Source organism: Chloroflexota bacterium (assembly GCA_020850535.1).
Taxonomy (GTDB): Bacteria; Chloroflexota; UBA6077; order UBA6077; family JACCZL01; genus JADZEM01.
Map to the genome: position 1 here is coordinate 34,704 of JADZEM010000049.1, position 21,223 is coordinate 55,926.

Here is a 21,223-nt window from a genome sequence, read left to right on the forward strand (position 1 = left end):
GATCGCCGCGCCAGGGGCTAGACAAGGACCGCGGGCAGCGAGAGGATGTCGGTTCGACGGCCCGGGGCGCGGTCAGTGCCCCGGGCCGAGCGACGTCACCGCGGGCCGAGCGACGTCACCCCGGGCGAGGCAGCAGCCCGGCCGCCTCGTAGATGCCAAGCACGGCAGCCACGCTCCGCCGGCCCTCGCGCCCATCCACAGCAGGGGGGCGGCCATCCCGCAGGGCCGCCACGAAATCGCGGATCAGCTCGGCGTGCGCCACTGGCGACTGCGACCCGGCGGTCGGGAACGCCGACGCGGGCGGCGCGGCGACGTCGGCAGCCGCGCCTGCTGAATCGCCGGAATCCGGGCCTGCCCCGCGCGCAGTCTCCCAGCGGACGACGGCATCGCCTTCGAGCTGGATCGCACCGGCCGTCCCGTACACCTCGACACGCTGACGAAATCCGGGCGGCGCTGTCGAGGTCGCGGAGAGGGTGGCGAGGGCCCCGTTCGAGAACTCGAGCGCCGCCACGACGGTGTCCTCAACCTCGATCTGCCGCTGGAGCGTGGCCGCCCGCGCCGTGATCTGCACCGGATCGGCGCCCATCAGCCAGAGCAGGAGATCCACGAAATGGATCCCCTGGTTCATCAGGACGCCGCCGCCGTCCTGCTCCCAGGTCCCGCGCCAGGCGGCCTGGTCGTAGTAGGCCTGGGGCCGGTGATACGGCATACAGACGGAAGCCATGGTGATCTCGCCCAGGTCCCCGGCGCGGATCGCCTCGTAGACCTGTCGGAAGAGCGGCTCGGCCCGGCGCTGGAGCAACACACCGAGGCGAACCCCGGCCCGGTCGCACGCCGCGATCATCGCGTCAGCATCGGCGAGGCTGAGCGCCAGCGGCTTCTCGACCAGCACGTGCTTGCCGGCCGCCGCCGCCGCGATGGTCTGCTCAGCATGCTGTCCGCTCGGCGTTGCGAGGCACACGACGTCCGCGTCTGGCAACGCCAGCAGATCCGCTTCGCTCACGCAAGGAACCCCGAAACGCCGGCCAATCTCGGCAAACCGCGCCGGGTCGTAGTGCCCGACGGCCACCAGTCGAGCGCCAGCATCGGCGTTCATCGCGATGGCCTGCCGGTGGACTTCGGCGATGATCCCCGTCCCGAGGACCGCAAATCCGATGGGCGCTGCTGTCACGTGCTCATCCTTCGTTCCTGAGTGGGCCCAGACTCCACGGCTGACGGGCAGGTGACAGGTATGCACCATGCTCACTCCTGGCCGCCACGCTGGAGGATGCGGCCAGGAACGTGGCCCCGCGAACGCGCTAGCCTTGAATGGTCACTTCATCCCAGCGCATGAAGCCGTCGCCCCACACGTCGAAGCCGCCGACCTTCGGCGTCAGCACGACGCTCGTGCTGGGGTAGACGAGTTGAATGTCCATGACGTTCTCGATCTGCAGCTTTGCGATCTGGGCGTAGATCTGCTGCTTCGCGGCCAGCTCCTTGATGCCGCGCGCTTTGCGGACCAGTTCGGTGACCTCGGGAACGTTGAAGCGTCCGCCTTTGCATGCCGAGGTATCCGGGTCGAGCACATTGGCGAACGACGAATCCAGATCGAGGCGGTTGATCGTGACGGTCTGGCCGGCCTGGGCGTCGCAGGTCGTGTTGTTCCGCACCGACCACGCGGCGTCGTCCATCACCACGATGTTCGCCTTGATGCCGGCCTCGGCGGCCTGGGCCTGCACGATCTGGGCGATGGTCTGGAACGGCCCGATGTTGATGGCAACGTACTCAAACTCGAACCCGTTCGGCTTGCCACCTTCAGCCAGCTTCTTCTTCGCCATGTCCAGGTCGCGCGGCAGTGGCTTCAGATCCTTCTGGTGGTAGTCCGACAGGCCGGGCGTGATCATCGAGTTGGCCACGGTCCCGGACCCGAACCCGGCGGCCTGGAGGATGGCTTCGCGGTCGATGGTGTAGGCCAGGGCCTGGCGCAGCGCCAGGCTCTTGAACGGCTCGTTCTGGCCGTGGAGGACGAGGTTCCAGGCCTGAAGGCCCGGCGCCTCGATGAGCTTGAGCGACCTGTCGGTTCGGAGCGGCTGGATGTCCTTGAAGGCGATAGAGTAGGTGGCGTCCTGCTGGCCGGTCTTCACGTTGGCGAGGCGGACGTTGTCGTCCGGGATGATGCTCAACTCAACGCGATCGACCTTGGGCCGGGCCGGGTCCCAGTAGCTGATGTTCTTCTCCAGCAGGATCTTGTCGTTCTGCCGCCACTCCACGAACTTGAACGGCCCGGTCCCCACCATCGCGGTGACACCGTAGTCAGTGCCGGCCTTCTGGACGGCCGCCGGCGAGTTGATGAAGCCGCTGCGGCCCGCGAACAGGGCCGGCAGGTTGGCGTACGGCGACTTCGTCACCATCCTGGCCGTGTAGTCGTCGACCACCTCGACGCGGTCGACGATGGCCACCTGCCCACCCAGCGGGCTCTTGGTGGCCGGGTCTTTGATCCGGTCGACGTTGAATTTGACGGCCTGGGCGTTGAAGTCGGTGCCGTCGTGGAACTTGATGCCCTTCTTCAGCTTGAACGTCCAGTTGATCAGGTCCGACGAGTCCCAGGACTCCGCCAGCCCCGTCGCCGGCGTGAGCCGCAAGCCACGGTCCGTACCGACGAGTGCGTCGAACACGGCCCTGCTGACATGCTCGTCGAAGCCTGCCACCGCGCGATGGCCGTCAAGATTCGACGGGTTGGAGAAGTGCCCGACGCGCAGCGTCCCGCCTGCCCCGCCGGCCGGCTTCGAGGCCGGCGCAGCCTGGATCGGTGCGGTGGCGGCTGGCGCGGCGGCGGCTGGCGCGGCCGGCTTCGCAGCTTCCGCTGGCTTGCCCGCCTCCGCTGGCTTGGCCGCTGCCGCCGGGGCGGTCGTCGCAACGGGGGCAGCCGGCTTCGGCGCTTCCGCCGGCTTGGGGGGCGCGGCCGGCGCCTGCTGGCCGCACGCACTCAGCAATCCGGCTACCAGGCCCGCGCCGGCCACCTGGACCGACATCACGAGCAGCCGTCGGCGCGAGACGTGACGATGTGCCATGGCATCCTTGCCCTGCATCGCGATACTCCTCGATCACCTGCGATCGAACGGGCCGCTGCTCAGATCACCAGCGCGACCCAGAAGGACATCGCCGGAACGTCATCGTCCCAGCGTCTCGATGCACCCAACGTAGGCCCGAGCGCACCGCCAAACATCGGCCAAACGGCCCATGTTGTCCGTCCGCGGCGCGCTGACCGGTCGGCGACGCGACCCAGGTTCGACTTGCTGAGCACATCTCATGGCCATCGACAGAGGAGATGGCGCCTGCACGTCGGCGCCGCTGGCTCCCAATCCTCTCTGGCCGACCTGGAACCTCGGTCAGAGGTTCAGGTGGGCGTCGGCAGCGGCTCCGCATCGATGAGGATGAACGCCATCCGGCAGAGCCGGTCGGAGCGGTTCTCCCAGGCGTGGTACGTGGCCCGCTGGATCAGCACATCGCCGGCCGTGAGCAGGGTCTCGGCCTCTTCCAACACCGCCCAGATCTCGCCCTCCAGAACGATGGCGTAGTCCACCGTGTGCGTCTGGTGAAAGCCAGCGTGCTTCGCCTCACGGTCTGGCGCATGGTTGACGCCGATCATGTCGGAGGCCGCATCGGCTGCCTGGCTGGCCGGGACGTAGTCGACGATACGCAGCAGGGTGCCGCCGGGGCTGGGCGGCGGTACGGGGTTGACCACGCCGGCCGGCGCGGCGTCGGCTTCGTCGACGTTCGATGCCGGCGCGCGGTCGGTGACCCAGAGCACGGTGCTGCCAGCATCCGGGTGCGAGCGCCGCCTGACCTGTGGGGCGGGGCCATCCATGACGATGGTCGAGCGTCCGCCGGGCGTGTGCCCCGTGACAACTCGCCTGATGGCTCTCGGCATAGAAGAGTGCCTCCTCGCGGCGCTGCTGCCGCAGGCAGAGACGAGATGCTCGCAAGAAGCAGACGTCGTAGTCTGGGGGTCTGTCGCCCACCCGCTGCACGTGAGCACGGGCAGGGAACAGGCCCCAGGCTACGGAATCGGGCGCTTGAACGAGCCTGCTATCCCTGGATGGTCACCTCGTCCCAGCGCATGAAGCCGTCGCTCCAGACCTGGAATCCGCCGACCTTCGACGAGAGCAGGACGCTGGTGGACGGATAGACAAGCTGGAGATCCATGACGTTGTCGACGGCCAGCTTGCCGATCTGCTGGTAGATCTGCTGCCGCTCCGGGACCGTCTTGGCTCCCCGCGCCTTTCGAATCAAGTCGGTCGCTTCGGGTATCGAGTACCGCCCGCCCTTGCAGGATGATCCCTCGGGATCGAACATGTTGCCGAGGGTCGAATCCAGGTCGATCCGGCCGGTCCAGATACTCTGGCCGGCCATCACATCGCAGGTCGTGTTGTTACGCACGGACCAGGCCGCGTCGTCCATCACGTTGATGTTCGCCTTGATCCCGACCTCGGCGGCCTGAGCCTGGAGGATCTGGGCAATCGTCTGGTACGGCCCGACGTTGATGGCGACGAACTCGAACTCGAAGCCGTTCGGCTGGCCGCCCTCGGCCAGCTTCTTCTTCGCCATGTCGAGGTCGCGCGGGAGCGGCTTCAGATCCTTCTGATAGTAGTCCCCGAACGCCGGCGAGAAGACCGTGTTCGCGACCGTGCCGGAACCGAACGCGGCTGCCTGGAGGATCGCTTCGCGGTCGATGGTGTAGGCCCAGGCCTGCCGAAGCGCGGGGTTGTTGAACGGCGGGTTCTGGGCATGGATGTACACGTTCCAGAACGCCAGCCCGGGCGCCTCGGTCAACTGGAGCGACTTGTCGCTTCTGAGCGGCTGGATGTCCTTGAACGCCAGCGAGTAGATCGCGTCGAGCTGTCCGGTCTTCGCATTCGCCAGGCGGACATTGTCGTCAACGATGACGCTGATCTCGATGCGGTCGAGCTTGGGCCGGGCCGGATCCCAGTAGCTCGTGTTCTTCTCAAGGATCACCTTGTCGTTCTGGCGCCACTCGACGAACTTGAACGGCCCGGTCGCCACGACGGACGTCACGCCATAGTCTGCCCCGGCCTTCTGAACCGCTGCCGGCGAGTTGATGTAGCCGTGGCGATCCGCGAGCAGCGCCGGCAGGTTGGCGTACGGTGACTTGGTGATCAGCTTCGCCGTGTAGTCGTCCACGACCTCGACGCGGTCGATGACGGCCACCTGGCCAGCCAGCGGACTCTTGGTGGCGGGATCCTTGATTCGGTCGATGTTGAACTTGACGGCGGCAGCGTTGAAGTCCGTTCCATCGTGGAACTTGACGCCTTTCCGCAGCTTGAACGTCCAGTTCGTCAGGTCTGGCGAGTCCCAGGATTCGGCGAGGCCCGGCACGAGCCGCAGGCTGCGGTCCATCCCAACCAGCGGGTCGTAGATGGAGAGGCTGACGTGCTTGTCGAAGCCGGCCACCGAGCGGTGCGGATCGAGCTGCGACGGGTTGGCGATGTGGCCGACCCGCAGCGTGCCACCGGACCCGCCGGCCGGCTTCGAGGGCGGCGCAGCCTGGGCCGGAGCGGCCGCGGCGGGAGCAGCCGGCTTGGCAGCCTCCGCCGGCTTCGCCGCCTCTGCCGGCTTGGCAGCAGCCGCCGGGGCGGTCGTCGCGGCCGGGGCGGCCGGCTTTGCCGGCTCGGCCGGCTTCGGTGCGGCCGCCGGCGCTTGCTGGCCGCACGCCCCCAACAAGGTTGCTGCGAGACCGGCCCCCGCCACCTGGACCGACCGTACGAGCAATCGTCGGCGCGTCATGCGCCCATCCACCAAAGCATCATCGCCTTGCATCGTGGTCCCTCTCCTCGATCGTCCCTGATCGATCGGATTGCTGGCCGCCGCGTTGGCCAGCAGCACCCACACGGAGACACCGGACGGCAGTCCAGTCCGGCGTCACGACTCCCCAAACGTAGGTCGCACCACCTTGAGGAGCATCGGCCAAACGGCCCATTTCCCAGCAGAAACGCCGCCATGCGCGGTCGGGCCGATGCTGCCTCGGTGGGTGCGATTCACCCCGTTGGGGAGTCCGCGTTCAGCGGCTCATGCTCGGGAGAGGGTGCGCCGCGGGGCGCGTCTGCGTGGATTCGAGATCGTGCCAGCCCAGGTGTCACCCCCACCGTCGACCGAACATGTCCGTCGAGCGTGGCCGCCACGCCGGATCAACTGCCCAGAAGCTGGAGTGGATCTCGCCGTCGCGGTCCTGCACGACGATGACCTTGAGCCACTCGGCATCGTTTTGGCTCGGGAAGTCCGCGCGGTGATGCCCGCCTCGACTCTCCTGCCGCGTCAGCGCCGCGTGCGCCACCAGCTCGGCGGCCTGGAGTCCGTTTCGCAGCTCGGACGCTCTGACCCGGTCCAGCGGCGATTGGATCAGCAGGCGCGGCAGGTCCTCGGCGCGAATCCGGGCGATCTCGCGCTGTGCCCGCCGCAAGCCCTCGGCAGTGCGCCCGACCAGCAGCTCATCCCAGACCACGCGTCCGAGCGTGTTGACGGTGTCCGCGACCGGCAGATCGCCTTCGCCCGGCGCACTGAGGGTGGCTTCCTGCTCGGCCAGCCGCGTCGCGTCGAGCGACACCGGCCCGTTGGCCCGGGCATGCGCTGCCGCGGCCCGGCCGGCCCGCGCACCGAAGACCTGGGACGCCAGCAGCATGTTCCCGCCCATGCGGTCAGCGCCATGCGGCCCGGCCGCCAGCTCGCCGGCCGCGAACAGGCCCGGCACCGTCGTCTGCGCGTCAGTGTCGATACGCAGGCCACCGTCGCTGCAGTGGTGGCCGACGCTGATCTCTACCGGCCCCGTGTCCCAGTGCACGCCGCGATAGCGGTACCAGTCCAGCAAGTCGGGCCGGATCTGGCGCTCGGCATCCTGGATCGTCACGTAGACGCCGCCGCTCGGCGTGCCGCGTCCGGCCTTGACCTCGCCCGCCATCGCCACGTCGATGTAGCGAGAGTACGGATCGCGCGTGCTGAACGGGTTGTGCAGGCGGCGCTGATCCATGCACTCGCGCGGGTCCACCCCGGCTGGGGTGTACCGCTCCAGGATCTCCTCACCGGCCGCGTTGGTCAGGCTCGGATACGACTCCCACAGCCAGGTGTGGACGAGGTTGATGCTGGGCGCGACGGTCTCGATGAAGATCTGGTGGAACTCCAGGTTGAACAACTGCGCGCCGGCGCGGTACCCGAGCGCGTAGCCGTCGCCGGTCACGCACGAGGGGTGGAAGTTTCGCCAGTACGTCCGGCCAAGCCCGCCGGTCGCCAGGATGGTGGACCCGGCCTTGATGGTGACGGTCTCGCCAGTCGTCTCGTCGACGGCCAGCGCCCCGACGCAGGCCCCGTCCCGCACGAGCAGCTCGCAGACGGCGGTACGGTTCCGCACGACCACGTCGCTGTTCTGGATCGTTCGCTGCAACGCCATCGAGATCGGCACGCCGTGTGTGCCCGCGCCGTAGCCCTCGGCGAAGCTTGGCACCAGCCCCCACCTTTCGAGCTGGCGAAGCGTTGCTGGCGCGTCCTCGACCAGGACGCGGACGAGCTTCGGATCGGCCAGGCCGAGCCCACACTGGATCACGTCTTCGTACACCTGATCGGGGTCGAGGCGCTCCTCCGGCGTCCGGTTCGGCGCGCCGATGCGTTTGATTCCACCCCGCTCGGAGATCGCGGCGGCGGTGCCGCCCGCGCCGCGCGTCCCGATAGCCCCGAATCGCCCCTTGACGGCGACCAACACCCGCGCCCCGGCCAGGCTGGCCTCGTAGGCGGCGCGCATGCCGGCCCCGCCCGCACCGACAACCAGGACATCGGTCTCTATCTGGTCTGGCATGGCTTTCCTCGTTTCTGCCACGACGCGGTCTGCACGTCCGCGTGGCAGGCCGGCTGCTACCGACCCTTCCAGACGGGCTTCCGCTTCTCGACAAACGCGCGCGGCCCCTCACGGGACTGCCAGTCCTCGGAGTCGCGGATCTTGCCGCCCACGAGGTCGTCCAGATCCCAGGCGCTCAGGCGCGTATCGACCGGGAACTCCAGCGGCAGGTCCAGGCTCCGGTTGACCAGCTCCTTGATCACCCTGGCCGCCACGGGCGGGCGCTCGTTGATGCGGTCCGCGAGCGCTATCGCCTCGGGCATCACGCGATCGAGCGGCACGACCTTGTTGATCAGGCCGTACCGCAGCGCCTCCTCGGCCGTGATGTGGTCGCCGGTCAGCAGCATCTGCATCGCGATCTTGCGCGGCACGTGGCGGGGCAGCCGATGAACGCCGCCCGAGGATGGGTACCCGCCGGTGTTCTTGATCTCCGGGGTGCCGAAGCGGGCGGTCTCGGAGGCAATGACGATGTCGCAGGCCATCGCCGTCTCCAGGCCGCCGCCCAGGCAGTAGCCATTGACGGCGGCGATGATCGGCTTGTTGATCTGCCGATGGACGAAGCCGGCGAACTGGATGCGCGAGTCGCTGGCCTCGCGCGCGCCCGACGAGGGGCGCTCGGTGAGCGACGCCATGTACTTGATGTCAGCGCCCGCGCAGAAGGCCCGGTCGCCGACGCCGGTCAGGATCGCCGTCCAGATGTCGGGATCCTCCATGACGTCGGTCCAGATGTCGTACAGCTCCTCGTTGGCAGGGTAGCTCAGGGCATTCAGCACTTCGGGCCGATTGATCGTGATGATCGCGGTGTGGTCGCGCTTCTCGTACAGGGCGTACTGATAGGCCTGGGGTGTTGTCGCTGCCATGCTCGTCTCCCTAGAAGACGCCCTCCTCGGCGTACTGCTGGATCTGATGCTCGTCCATCCCGAGCAGCGATCCGTAGACGTAGTCGTTGTGCTCCCCGACCTGGGGCGCGGGCCGGCGCACACGGCCTGGCGTCTCGGAGAGCCTGCCGGGGACGCCTTCGAACCGCTGGGTGCCGAGCTGTGGGTCTTGCTGGTACTCCCAGAAGCCGCGCGCGTGCAGGTGTGGATCGCGGGCCATGTCCACCGCGTTCTGGACGGCAGCGGCTGGGCAGCCGGCCTTCTGCAGCAGGTACATGACCTCGTCGGGGCTGTGCTGACGAGTCCACTCCGTCACCCGCTCATCAAGGGCCGCTCGATTGCCCACCCGGTCGGCCATCGTCGCGAACCGCTGGTCCCGGGTCCAGGCCGGCGCACCAAGCGCGGCGCGAAACGCCTCCCACTCCGCCTCGGTGGTCACGGCGATCGCGCACCAGCGATCCTCGCCGGCGCAGCGGTACGGTCCGTACGGCGCAGCCTGCTGGTGGTAGCTGCCGGTGCCGATGCGCTGGGCCGCGCGCCCGTTGACGGTGTAGTCCAGGACGGCGGTGCCGGTCGTAGCGGCAATGGCCTGGTACTGGGCGAGATCGACGTACTGCCCGAGTCCGGTCTGCTGGCGGTGCGCCAGCGCCGCGACGACGGCGAAGGCTGCCGACGCGCCCCCGATGAAGTCAGCGTATGCGCCCATGACGACCGGCCGCCGATCCGGCAGGCCCGTGCAGTGGGTGAAGCCTGCGAGCGCCTGCACAATCGGCCCGTGGCTGACGTAATGCTCGTAGGGGCCGGAGTGCCCGTAGCCGGACATGCTCACGTAGACCACGCCCGGGTTGATCTCCTTCATCACGTCGTAGCCGAAGCCCCAGCGGTCCATGACGCCCGAGGTGAAGTTCTCGATCACGACATCGCTGATCGCGAGCAGCTTCCTGGCGATCTCAAGCCCCTTCGGATGGCGCATGTTCAGCGTGATGGCGACCTTGTTTCGGTTGATCTCCTTGAAGCGCCCGCCCGGCGCAAGCTCCTTGCCATCGACGAATCCGCCACCCTGGCGGAACGTGTCGATCCGGCCGCGTCCCTCGATCCGGATCACCTCTGCCCCCAGGTCGGCAAGCGTCTTCCCACAGCGAGGCCCGGCGACGACCCAGCCGAAGTCCATGACGCGGATGCCCTGGAGAGGACCAGTAGGAACCATGCTCCTGTCCCCTTTCTGCCCATCGTGGATGCGTGGGCAGTCAGCCAGCGGTCAGATCACGCCGTGCTCGCGGTGCTCCTGCAGAGCCTGCTCGGTGAGGCCAAGCTCGCCCAGGTAGATCTCGCGATTGTGCTCGCCCAGCAGCGGCGCTCGCCTCCGGATGCTCCAGGGCGTCCCGTGGAGGTCGTAGGGCGCCCCGGCGTAGGTGACTGTTCGGTCAAGCTCGGGGTGCGGCACCTGGACGAAATAGCCCCTGGCGTTGAGCTGCGGGTCCGCCAACACGGCCGGGATGTCGTTGACCGGCGCGACTTCCAGCCGACGTGTCTGCGCCTCGTTGAAGAGGTCGTAGCCGGTCCGGGTCGTCGTCCACGCTTCGACCTGTCCATACATCTGGTCGCAGTGCGCCATGCCCCACTCGCGATCCAGCCACCGTTCGTCACCCAGGTCACCGAGCTGACCGTCGGCGTCCATCCAGGTCATCCAGCGGGGCCAGATATCGCGCCGAAACGGCCCCAGGCCCATATCGACGTAGCCGTCTTTGGAGCGGAAGACCCGCAGCCCGCTCGGATCGCCGTTGTAGCCCCACTGGCGCGTCAGGACGACCTCGTCCATGCTGTAGAAGACGTTCGGCGTCTCCGACATGGTGGCCATCGCTTCCTGCATCGACACGTCGATGTGCTGGCCGCGTCCGGTCGTCGCGCGGTAGAGGACGGCCGCAAGGGCGGTGGTCGCCGCGTAGTAGCCGGCTGTGTGGCAGCACTGGAGGAAGGGCACGGTCAGCGGCGGCAGGCTGAGATCCTCGTAGCCCATGATCGCCATGTAGCCGCTCATGGCCCAGGCCACGAGATCGGACCCCTTGTAGTGGGCATGGGGGCCGTGCTGCCCGAACGGCGTGATGGAGGCCATCACCAGACCCGGGTTGATCCGCGCCAGGTCCGCATAGGCCAGGTCCAGGCCGGCCAGGAAGCCGGGCGGAAAGCTCTCGATCAGGATGTCTGCGCGACGCACAAGCTCGAGCAGGAGCCGTCTGCCCTCGGCACGCTCGACGTCGAGCGTGATCCCGCGCTTGTTCGTGTTGTAGTGGAAGAAGAAGAGGCTCCTGGCTGGATCGGGGACGTCGTCCACGAACGGGCCGAACTGACGCGTCAGATCGCCACCCGGCGGCTCGACCTTGATCGTGTCAGCTCCCAGGTCGGCCAGGAGCTTGGCGGCGTAGACGCCCTTCTCGTCAGAAAGGTCAAGAACCCGAACGTGACTCAGAGCACCGACAGATCCATCGTCTTGATTCAACGTGATCCTCCCGGGGAGGCACGCCGCTGCACCGAAAGACGCGGTGCTGGCGCACCGTCCACCACCCGAAGCTGAACGTGTTGAAAGCAGTGGGATACGGTCGGCCAGTGAACAGCGAGCGCTGCACGTGCGCGACCCGATGAGTCAGGCCTGGAGGGCAGGCCCAAACTCAGACGACCGGAGGATGGTCATCTGATCGAAGGCTACGTGCATCCCGGGGCGGGAACATCGGCCAAACGGACCATTTCTTGTGCGCCGACGGGCGCCGGGCCGGCCGATCCGCTACGAACGCCCGCTCGTTGGCAGGCCGCGCGCAGATGCGTTTGGACGGCCAGCATGAGACAGAGTGAGCGGGCCGGCGCTCGCGCGGCCGGCCCGCTCTCCGAGGCGCCGATCGGGCGCACAGAGCTACAAGACGTCGGCCCGCGCCCGCACGTCGAACAGGTCGCGCAGGGAATCGCCCAGGAAGCTTGCACCGAGCACCGTGAGCGTGATGACCGTGCCAGCCGAGAGTGGGAACCACATGGCCCGGTCCATGAAGCCGTACCCCTCGCGCAGCATGGAGCCCCAGCTTGGCGCGGGCGGCTGGACGCCCAGCCCCAGGAAGCTGAGATTGGCCTCCGTCAGAATCGCCGCGCCGACCGCGACCGAGAACTGCACGATCAGCGGGCTGACGGCGTTCGGCAGGATGTGGCGCAGCGCGATCCGCAGGTCGCTCGAACCGATGCACCGGGCAGCCTGGATGAACTCGCGCTCGCGGAGGGTCAGCACCTGCGCCCGTAAGAGGCGCCCGAACGTCGGGGTTGCGGTGATGCCGATCGCGACGATCAGGTTGTTCAGCCCTGGCCCGAGCGCGGCGGTGATCCCCAGGGCCAGCACCAGCCCCGGGAAGGCCAACTGGGCGTCCATAAGCCCCATGATGACCTTGTCGACCCAGCCGCCAAAGTACCCGGAAGGGAGTCCGATCATGGTCCCCAGAACGAGCGCCAGGGTGACCGCCATCAGGCCGACGCGCACCGACGCCTGCGCCCCGTAGATGACGCGCGTGAGGACATCCCGCCCGAGGTTGTCGGTGCCGAGGAGGTGAGCGGCGCTCGGCGGCTTCATGATCGCCGTGTAGTCCTGCTTTCCGGGATCGTACGGCGCGAGGACCGGCGCGAGAAACGCGACCAGGGTGATCGCGGTCACCATGCAGAATCCGAGCACGCCGCGCACGCCCATCCGCAGAACGAGCCGCCGCAGCCTGGCCTGCCTGGAGCGGGACCGGCCGACCTCGGCGCGATCCGCCTCCTTGAGTGCCGGTGCTGCCATGTCATGAACGGTCGATGCCACGGTCCTCGTCCTCTCTCCTACCTTACGCGGGCCGGTTGATCTGACCTGACCGGTCTAGTACCGAACACGGGGATCGACGTAGGCGTACAACACGTCGACCACCAGATTCATCATGATCACGGTCGATGCGATCAACAGCGCCCCCGCCTGCACCGTCGGGAAGTCACGCTCGAAGATCGCCGTGACGATCACGCGTCCCATCCCTGGGATCGCGAAGATGGTCTCGGTGATCACCGCGCCCCCGAGCAAGAGGCCGCCGGTCAGCCCCACCACGGTGATGACGGGGATCAGCGCGTTCCAGAGGGCGTGGCGCAGGATCACCGAGCGCTCGACCAGCCCCTTGCTCCAGGCCGTGCGAATGTAATCATTCGAGAGCACTTCGACCATGCTGGCCCGGGTCTGGCGCATCACGACCGCCGCCACCGTCGAGCCGAGCGCGATCATCGGCAGCACCATGTACCGCAGCGACTCAACCGGCGAATCGAAGAGGCTGGCGTAGCCCGAGGGCGGGAGCCACCCCAGGCCCAGCGAGAACAGGAAGATGAGCAGGAGGCCCGACCAGAAGGTCGGCATGCTGACGCCGAGCAGCGCGAACAGGTTGAGCAGCACATCGGGCAGCGAACCGGGCCGGACGGCCGCGATGATCCCGGCCGGTAACCCGACCACGATGGCGAACAGCAGGGCGAGCACCGTCAGCTCGGCAGTTGGCCCGACAGCGTTCCGAAGCGCCGCGCCAATCGGCTGGCCGCTCCGGATCGACCGCCCCAGGTCGCCGGTCACGACGCGCCCCAGCCAGCGGACGTACTGCTCGTGCAGCGGAAGATCCAACCCAAGCTCGCGCTTGAGATTCGCGTAGGCCTCGGGGGTCGCGTTGTCTCCCAACATCGCGGCGACCGGGTCACCAGGGATCAAGTGCAAGAGCAGAAACACGCCTGCCGAGACCAGCAGCATGACCGGAATCGTGGCGAGCAGCTTCTGCGCGATGTACGTCGTCATCGCGGACGAGTCTCCCTTCATTGGGGGCATGCAGGACAGCACCAACCCGCCATTGGATCAGTGAAGCCAGCGTCCGGGGCCGGATCTCGCCAGGCCCGACCGAGCACAGACCTTTACTCTAGGTAGCGGTTTTGAGCGAAACATCGGCCAAACGGCCCATTCCATCGACGCGAGCGCTGGCGCAGCGCGTGCTACAGCATGCCGGCCTCGTACCCTCGTCGGACGGCGGCGGCGCGGGTGCCCACGCCGAGTTTGGCGAACGTATTGCTGAGATGTCGCTTGACGGTCTTTTCGCTGAGGATCAGCACCGCTGCGATCTGGCGGTTCGTGCGGCCCTCCGCCATCAGGCTGAGCACCTCGCGCTCACGCTCGGTCAGCACCTGCTGACGGCCACGGCCGCGACGCCCTTCAGGTGTGGCCGTGACGCCGCCTGACGGGCCGGTGTCCGGCCGGTGCACAGCCCCCACAGCCGCGTCCAGGGCAGATTGCGCTGGTTGTCCCAGGCGCACCGGCGAGCGGGCGGCCAGGTACGCACGCTCGGCCGCCACAACGGCCGGACGGTAGACCTCGGCCCCGGTCGCCGCGATGGTCTGCCGCGCCGCCGCGATGGCGGCGCTCGCTGCGCCAGCATCCCCACGCGCCAGGAGCGCACGCGCCAACACACTCTGCAAGCCCGCGAGGTGCTCGTCGGCACTGGTGCGCCGGCAGAGGTGAACGCCGTCGTTCGCGGCTTCCATCGCGAGATCCATCGCCCCACTGGCGAAGTGCGCTTCAGCCAGCAGGAGCAGATCGACCACGCGGTGAGCGCTGAGGGAGCCGGCTGCTGACTTCCGGGTCCGCTCGGTGAGCACCTCAATCGCGATCTCGGGGCGTCCCCGTTCGAGCTCCACCTGGGCCATCACGCGCCGCCCACGGCCGCCCAGGATATCGAACTGCTGCTCCATGTTCATGACCGTGGCTGCTACGTCCGCCGCCTCGTCGAAACGACCGAGATACGAGAGCGCCCGCGCCAGCTCGCCAAGCGCGACGCAGCGAACTCGCCGTGCGTCCCGCAGATGGTCGATACGGCCAGAGCGGCCGGCCGGCGCTGCCGGGTCGTCGGAGAGCCGGTCGACCGTCGCCGTGAGTATCGCGAGCGCATCGTGTGCGCGCCCGGCCGTGACGAGCGCTCGAGCAAGCGACGCCTCCGCGAGGACTCGACGCGGCCAGTCATCAGGCAGCGCCGTGAGGCAGGCGGTTCGGAGATGGTCGATGGCCGGCGACAGCCGCCCCTGGCGCTGATAGGCCAGGCCAAGCTCGTAGTGCGCGTCGCTGCACCAGCCTGCGACGGCCACGGCGTGGTCCGCGGCGTCTGGGGAATCAGACTGCAGAGCCTCTTCCAGGGCGGATTCAGCGTCCTCGATGGCGTACCACGATGAGCCAAGCGCCGCGAGTCGCGCGGCGAGCGCGGCACGCCGCGTCAGGCTGCCGGACTCGGCGCAGAACTGGAGGGCCTCTCGCCAGCAGGCGCCGGCTGCGAACGTCTCGGCCCGCCCGAAATACAGCGCACCGAGCTGTTCGAGCAGCTCGATCTGGAGGCCTCGGTCGGACGCACGCGATTGCCGCGCCAGATCCAGTGCCCGCCGGCAGTAGCGAATGGCGTCGTCCCAGCGGGTGTCTCGCTCGGCAGACTCCTGGGCCTGCAGCACGTAGTCAAGCGCGCGTCCCGGATCGCGTCCCAGCGTGAAGTGGTGCGCCAGCGTCGCGCTCCGATCCGTGCGCCCTGGGCCTTCGACCTGTTCGAGCGCCTCCGCCATGGCCCGGTGCAGGGACCGTCGGCGCGTCTGACTCAGGCGGCGATAGAGCATGCGGCGGACAAGCTCGTGAGTGAAGTGAAAATCCGCTGACGAGTCAACCGCCTCGCGCAGGATGCCGTGGGTGAGCCCTGCTTCGAGCTGCCGCAGGATCTGTCCCTCGGCGTCGGGGAGGGCGGAGGCGATCACATCGAAGTCGACGGCGGGACCGAGGACGGCGGCTGCGCTGAGTGTCTCGATGACCTCTGGCTCAAGAGCATCAAGCTCCACCGTCAAGGCCGCGGCAATGCCAGAGGGCACGTAGGTGTCGGAGACATCGCCCAGGAGGTAGGACGTACCACGCTGCTGCCGGACCAGTCCGACACGCTGGAGATCCCACGCGACTTCCTCCACGAGGGCGGGGTTCCCTTCGCTGAGCGAGCCAATCGTCTGATGGAGCCGTGCGTGCGGAGTCCCGCCGAGGATGTGGCCGGCGACTTCGAGCACCTCCGGATCGGCGAGCGGCGGGACGTCGATCTCGTAGAGCAGCCGCTGTCGCGCAAGCTGGGCCAGGACGCGGCGAACAGGCGACAGTGACGACCCGACCGACGACAGGGCCAGAAAGACGATGATCGGACGTGAGGGCGCAGCGTCCTCTACGAGGTCAACAACGCTGTGCAGGCGATCCGGCCGCCCGGTGAGGTCGACGAGGACGACACACGGCGGCACGTCACCGTCTCGGGACGAGGGAGATGAGATGACCGACAACTCGCTGCTGTCGGCGCGTCGGTCGAACCCTGGCGACACATCGTCGATCCACCGGACATCGAGGCCGCGATCTTCGCCACGGTGCGCAAACTCTCTGAGAAGTCGGGTCTTTCCGATGCCCGCCTCGCCCACGAGGCGCACGACCATGCGTCGAGACTGCTGGACCCGCTCCACCGTGTTGTCGAACAGGCCGAGGAGCGGCTCACGGCCGACGAACGGCGATTCGTGGCGTCTCAGCCCCGCGGCGATACCGTTCTGTGGCATCGCTGCCACCCGCCAGTCATGGAGGGATGATCGGAACTCTTGCGCGGATCGCGGGACCATCATGGGCCCGTTCCTCCCAGCTGACGAGCCGCGGTGGAAGGCGCTTCCCCCTCCTCCCAGACCGCGAAGACCAGCGCACCGGTGGTCGAACGTCCAGGCGTCGCAACAGCAGCGACCACCGTTTGCAGTATACCCGGATGACCGACGGCTGGACCGACAATGCTTGCACGCCTTGCGCGCCTCACGTCAGTCTCATTCAGGCCTACGGCTCGTCGTGCAACGCGCCGGACAGTGACGTAGCCCCGGCGGGTTTGTCACCACCCGCTGGGGCTACGTCGCGATGCACTGAGCGTAAAGCGGCGCTGGCGTCGTAGGCAGCCGACACGAGCGCCGCGCTGGATCAGCGCGCGATTGCTGCCGCCAGTTGCCGCTGCTGGATATCGGCGACGCGCGCCACTTCCTCGTCCGAGAGCGCGGCAGCATCGCCGGCTGCGACCGCGTCGGCAAGCTCCTGCTGCGTGACGGCGCCGCAGATCACGGTGCCGACGGCCGGCTGGCTGAGCGCAAACTGAATCGCCGCCTCGATCCGTCGGCGGCGTCCATCCGACCAGAGGAACGACAGCTCGTCGATGCGGTCGAAGTACCCGCGTACGGCGTCCTTCGGATAGCGCGACCGCATGTCAGTCTCGGCGAACACCGTCTCGCGCGTCACGGCATCCGTCAGGAAGCCTTTGAAGAGCACCTGCCGCGCCACGATCCCGACGCCGTGCTCGATGGCGGCCGGCAGGAGCGCCTGCGTCGCCTCGGGCTGCAGCAGGCTCACGACTTGCTGGATGACATCGCAACGCCCGCTCTCGATCAGCTCCACGCCCTGGGCATTGCTGTAGATGGAGGCCCCAACGAAGCGCACCTTGCCCGTGTCGCGGGCCGTCTCGATGGCTTCGAGCGCTTCCTCGGTGCTGACGCCGCCGGCGGCCGGCAGGTGCAGCACGTAGCTGTCGATGTAGTCGGTCTGAAGTCGCTGCAGGCTCTGGTCGATGGCTTCGCGCACGAACGGCGGGTCAAACCGCCAGACCTGCCGGCCGTCAACATGGTGCTCGCCGACCTTCGTCTCGACGATGACCTTGTCGCGGCGGCCCTTGAGCGCCTGTCCGACCAGCTCCTCGCTGTGCCCGAAGCCGTAGGCCGGGGCCGAGTCGATGAAGTTGATCCCCTGATCCAGCCCCCAATGGATCATTCTGATCGCTTCGGCGTCGTCGGCAGCACCGTAGGAGCCGGGGCGGCCATCGATCATCATGACGCCGCCGATGCCCCACGCTCCGATTCCGATCTCAGATACCTGCAGGCCGGTCTGCCCAAGCTCTCGATATCTCACAGCCATTCTCCCACGCTGGATTCCGCACGGACATGCGGAACGCTGTGTGCGACGGCGAACACCGAACGAAGGCAAGCGTAGCGACGCCCCCGTGGCCGAGCATCGTCCGAACGGCCCATTCCGAGAGCAACGGGCACGGCGCCTTCAGTGGCTGCTCGACCGGATCGCATCCAGGCCAGCCGAGACGGCGCGGTCGAGCAGCAGTGCGGCTGCTGCCTCTACGGAGCCTGGCCTTTCACCGACAGCAGTCCGGCCTCGAGCGCCTGCCGAACGGCCATCGCGCGGCTGTTCACGGCAAGCTTGTTGAAGATGTTGCTCACGTGACGCTTGACGGTCTTGTCGCTGACGCCGACGTCGGCGGCGATCTGCCGGTTGGTCTTGCCGGAGGCGAGCAGCGCGAGAACCTGTCGCTCGCGAACGGTCAGCGACCGGCCGCGCACGTACTCGATCTCGACCGGTCTGGCCGCATCGGTTTCGACGCCGGCGGCAGATGCCCGGGCGCCACCACGCATCATCGCATCGTTGACCGCATCATGCGGAGCGCCGCCGACGTGCGGCCGCCCGACGTTGAGCGCCGATGTGACCTGCCTCGCAACATCCTGGACTTCCTCCCGGTACACGCCAGCGCCGATATCGTCAATCGCGCGGCCAGCAGCCATGACCGCCTCGTGGGCCTCGTCGAGCCGGCCGTACGCGAGCAGGGCACGGGCGCGAGCCAGCTGCAAGCCAGCCAGAAACTCGCCAGCCTCCATCCTGACGCAGATCGACACACCCTCCATCGCCCGCTCAAGCGCGAGGTGCACGTTGCCCAGCGCCAGGTGACACGCCGACGCCACCACGAGATCCGCTGCGCGCCGCATCCCGAGGGTGCCCGGCACGGCCTCGCCTGAGGTGACGGCAAGCTCTCGCAGGGCCGCGGCAGGCTCGCCGCGACGGAGCTTGACCAGGGCGCTCGCACGATGCGAGCGCCCCCCGAGAATCCCGAAGCGGACCTCTTCGGCGCGGGCCGCCTCGGCGTACCCCTCCGCCTCGTCCACTCGTCCGAGCAGATCCAGTCCCCGCGCCAGCTCGGCGAGGGCCAGACAACGCGTCCGCCTCGGGTCACGCCAGTGCGCGAGGTCGTCGTGACTCCACCCCTCCGCCATCCCGAAGTCGAGCGACGTGACCACGGCACGCAGGAGCGCACAGGCGCGGGGGGCCTCGCCAATCGAGAGCAGCAGGGAGCCGAGCGCATACTGCCCGAGGCTCTGTCTCGCGCGGTCGGCCGGGTCGACGATCTCACAGGCCGCCTGAATGTACGGTCGGGCAGACTTCAACGTTCCGTGCCGCTGATGGGCAAATCCAAGCTCCATGTGGGCGTCGAAGAGTGCTGCGCGGTCGAATGCGGTGACATCCGGCGCTGCTTGCACGACCTGCTCGAAGAGCGCTTCAGCCGCCTGAACGGAACACCAGGAGGGGCCAAGCGCGGCGAGGCGCGCGGTCAGGACAAGGCGGCGAAGCGGCTCTTCGACGTGCTCGCAGAGCTGGAGCGCTTCTCGGAGGCAGGCCCCGGCCGCGAACGACTGCACGCGACCGAAGTAGAGCGCCGCCAACCGATCCAGCAGCTGAATCTCGTCGATCCAGGTCGTCGTGTCGTCGTGCCGCGTGAGATCCAACGCGGATCGGCATCGGCGGATCGCCTCTTCCCAGCTGCAGAGCCGCTCCGCACGCTCCAGCAGCTGGAGCGTCGCAGGGAGGGATTCCTCGCCATCGCCTCGCCGCCGCCCATCGTCGGCGCGTGACGACGCCGGCCCGCCGCCCGGCGCTGCGCCGCCCGTACGGGCAGCCCCTTGCGCTGCCGCTCGGAGCAGACGGCGCTCGCGCACGCGACTCAGGCCGCCGCGCAGCGTCCGTCTCACCAGCTCGTGGACAAACTGGAAGTCGTCGGGCGGCTCAGTCGTCTCGCGCAGGATCCCGAACGCGAGCCCGGCCTCCAGATGCTTCAGCAGCTGGTCTGGGGGCTGACCGGTGGCCTCCTCCAGCGCTGTACATCGGAAGCCGGATCCGAGGGCCGCTGCCGAAGCCAGCGATTGCACGATCTCAGCGTCGAGCTGCTCGAACAGATGCCCGATCATCGTACCGATGGACGGCGGCGTGTAGGTGGGGGATATCTCGCCGAGCAGGCTACAGCCACTGCTCGACAGGCTCACCTGGCCGCGCTCGAGGAGATCTGCCATCAGCGCTTCCGCCAGGAGCGGGTTGCCCTCGGTCAGCGAGCTGATCGCCGACTGTAGGCGTGGGTCTGGGCGGCCGCCGAGCAGATGCGTCGCCAGCTCCGATAGCTCGGACTCTGCGAGCGGCGGCACCGGCACCTGGGCGAGTGCTCGCTGGCGCGCCAGCGATGCCAAGGCCTGTCGAGCCTCCAGGGTCGGTCGATCCAGGTCAGGCGACAGCCCGAGCAGCACCAGCACCGGAAGGCGAGCGACGCCAGCCGTTGCCAGTACCGTGAGGGCGGGCAGACGCTCCGACTGGAGCGCATCGTCAAGAATGACGATCCGTGGCTTTCGCGACCACTTGAGCAGCGGGAAGGGAACCGGCTCGCCCCACTGATGGAGATCGGGAGAGGCGGAGCCGCCCAGGGCGAGGCCGCTCAGAACCTCTTCCATCCGCAGCACGTCGCGGATCCAGTCGACCTGAAAGCCGAATCCGGGCGCGCGTCGGCTGACCTCGTGGAGCAGGCGAGTCTTGCCGATACCGGCCTCACCCGACAGGGCAACCACGATGCCGTTGCCGCTGCGCGCAATGTCCGCAAACTCATGGATGTACTCCAGGAGCTGCTCGCGCCCAACGAACGGCGCCTCGACCGGTGCCCTCGAAAGACGAGCCAGCCCGACCGGACTGACATGTACGTCTCGCACATGCACTGGCCTGGGGCCGTGGCTGCTGTCGTCGGAATCGTGAGGTGGACCGGTCATCAGCAGGCGCCAGAGGTCGCTACGATGGCGAACGGATCGTGCCGCGCTGACGACCTGATCGCGCTCTGACCGTCGCGAATCTGGGCCGTCACCACCGAAGCATACCGAGGCGACCCTGGGAACGCAATGACAGATGGCCGTCAGGGCGATTGCATGTTGATGTCGTCGTGCCGCCGCGTCGGGGCTTGAAAGCCCCGCCTACACGCCTGCAGTCGCTGCGCGACGCTGTAGTCTCACCAGTCCCTGTCCGTGCCCGGCGTCCGTCGCGCGGCGACTGAATGACTGTAGGCGGGGACTTCAGTCCCCGACCGCCCGTTCCATGATGCTTCGGGGACACCAATGAACATGCCATCGCCCTGATGCTGCTACCAGTGCAATCGTATTGTCCGTGGCCAAGTTAAAGTCCCCAGTGGTGGCCACGAAAAGTCCCCGCCTCGCGATTGAATGAGCCGGCCGGAGGGCCCCGCCGGTAAGCGATGGTGAACGTGCGAAGGACACCACGCTGACC

13 protein-coding genes are annotated in these 21,223 nt (G+C 68.1%); all 13 read right to left on the reverse strand.

Going from position 1 to position 21,223, the window contains the following annotated elements; genetic code table 11:
- Positions 1-115: 115 nt before the first annotated feature.
- Positions 116-1,240 carry a Gfo/Idh/MocA family oxidoreductase gene (locus IT306_07820; GenBank protein MCC7368313.1) on the reverse strand — a complete coding sequence of 375 codons (1,125 nt, stop codon included), beginning with the start codon at positions 1,238-1,240 and terminating at the stop codon, positions 116-118.
- Positions 1,241-1,298: 58 nt separating this feature from the next.
- Complete coding sequence (locus IT306_07825; GenBank protein MCC7368314.1) at positions 1,299-3,050, reverse strand: hypothetical protein; 1,752 nt, start codon at positions 3,048-3,050, stop codon at positions 1,299-1,301.
- Positions 3,051-3,376: 326 nt separating this feature from the next.
- Entirely contained in the window at positions 3,377-3,910 is a 534-nt protein-coding gene (locus tag IT306_07830) for a cupin domain-containing protein (protein ID MCC7368315.1), read from the reverse strand.
- A 158-nt stretch (positions 3,911-4,068) separates the two neighbouring features.
- Positions 4,069-5,784, reverse strand: a complete 1,716-nt coding sequence (locus IT306_07835; GenBank protein ID MCC7368316.1) for a hypothetical protein — start codon at positions 5,782-5,784, stop codon at positions 4,069-4,071.
- Positions 5,785-6,133: 349 nt separating this feature from the next.
- On the reverse strand, positions 6,134-7,840 hold the full coding sequence (locus tag IT306_07840) for an FAD-binding protein (protein ID MCC7368317.1): 1,707 nt from the start codon (positions 7,838-7,840) through the stop codon (positions 6,134-6,136).
- Between the two features lie 56 nt (positions 7,841-7,896).
- On the reverse strand, positions 7,897-8,739 hold the full coding sequence (locus IT306_07845) for an enoyl-CoA hydratase/isomerase family protein (protein ID MCC7368318.1): 843 nt from the start codon (positions 8,737-8,739) through the stop codon (positions 7,897-7,899).
- Between the two features lie 10 nt (positions 8,740-8,749).
- Entirely contained in the window at positions 8,750-9,964 is a 1,215-nt protein-coding gene (locus IT306_07850) for a CoA transferase (protein MCC7368319.1), read from the reverse strand.
- Between the two features lie 51 nt (positions 9,965-10,015).
- On the reverse strand, positions 10,016-11,254 hold the full coding sequence (locus IT306_07855) for a CoA transferase (GenBank protein ID MCC7368320.1): 1,239 nt from the start codon (positions 11,252-11,254) through the stop codon (positions 10,016-10,018).
- Between the two features lie 408 nt (positions 11,255-11,662).
- Positions 11,663-12,565, reverse strand: a complete 903-nt coding sequence (locus IT306_07860; GenBank protein MCC7368321.1) for an ABC transporter permease — start codon at positions 12,563-12,565, stop codon at positions 11,663-11,665.
- A 75-nt stretch (positions 12,566-12,640) separates the two neighbouring features.
- Positions 12,641-13,582, reverse strand: coding sequence for an ABC transporter permease (locus tag IT306_07865; protein MCC7368322.1), 942 nt, complete (start codon positions 13,580-13,582; stop codon positions 12,641-12,643).
- 191 nt (positions 13,583-13,773) lie between these two features.
- Complete coding sequence (locus IT306_07870) at positions 13,774-16,386, reverse strand: hypothetical protein (protein MCC7368323.1); 2,613 nt, start codon at positions 16,384-16,386, stop codon at positions 13,774-13,776.
- Positions 16,387-16,786: 400 nt separating this feature from the next.
- A complete protein-coding gene (locus tag IT306_07875) occupies positions 16,787-17,761 on the reverse strand; it encodes an aldo/keto reductase (GenBank protein MCC7368324.1) in 975 nt (324 codons plus the stop codon).
- A 218-nt stretch (positions 17,762-17,979) separates the two neighbouring features.
- Positions 17,980-20,658 (reverse strand): hypothetical protein, encoded by a 2,679-nt coding sequence (locus tag IT306_07880; protein MCC7368325.1) that lies wholly within the window; start codon positions 20,656-20,658, stop codon positions 17,980-17,982.
- Between the last annotated feature and the right edge of the window lie 565 nt (positions 20,659-21,223).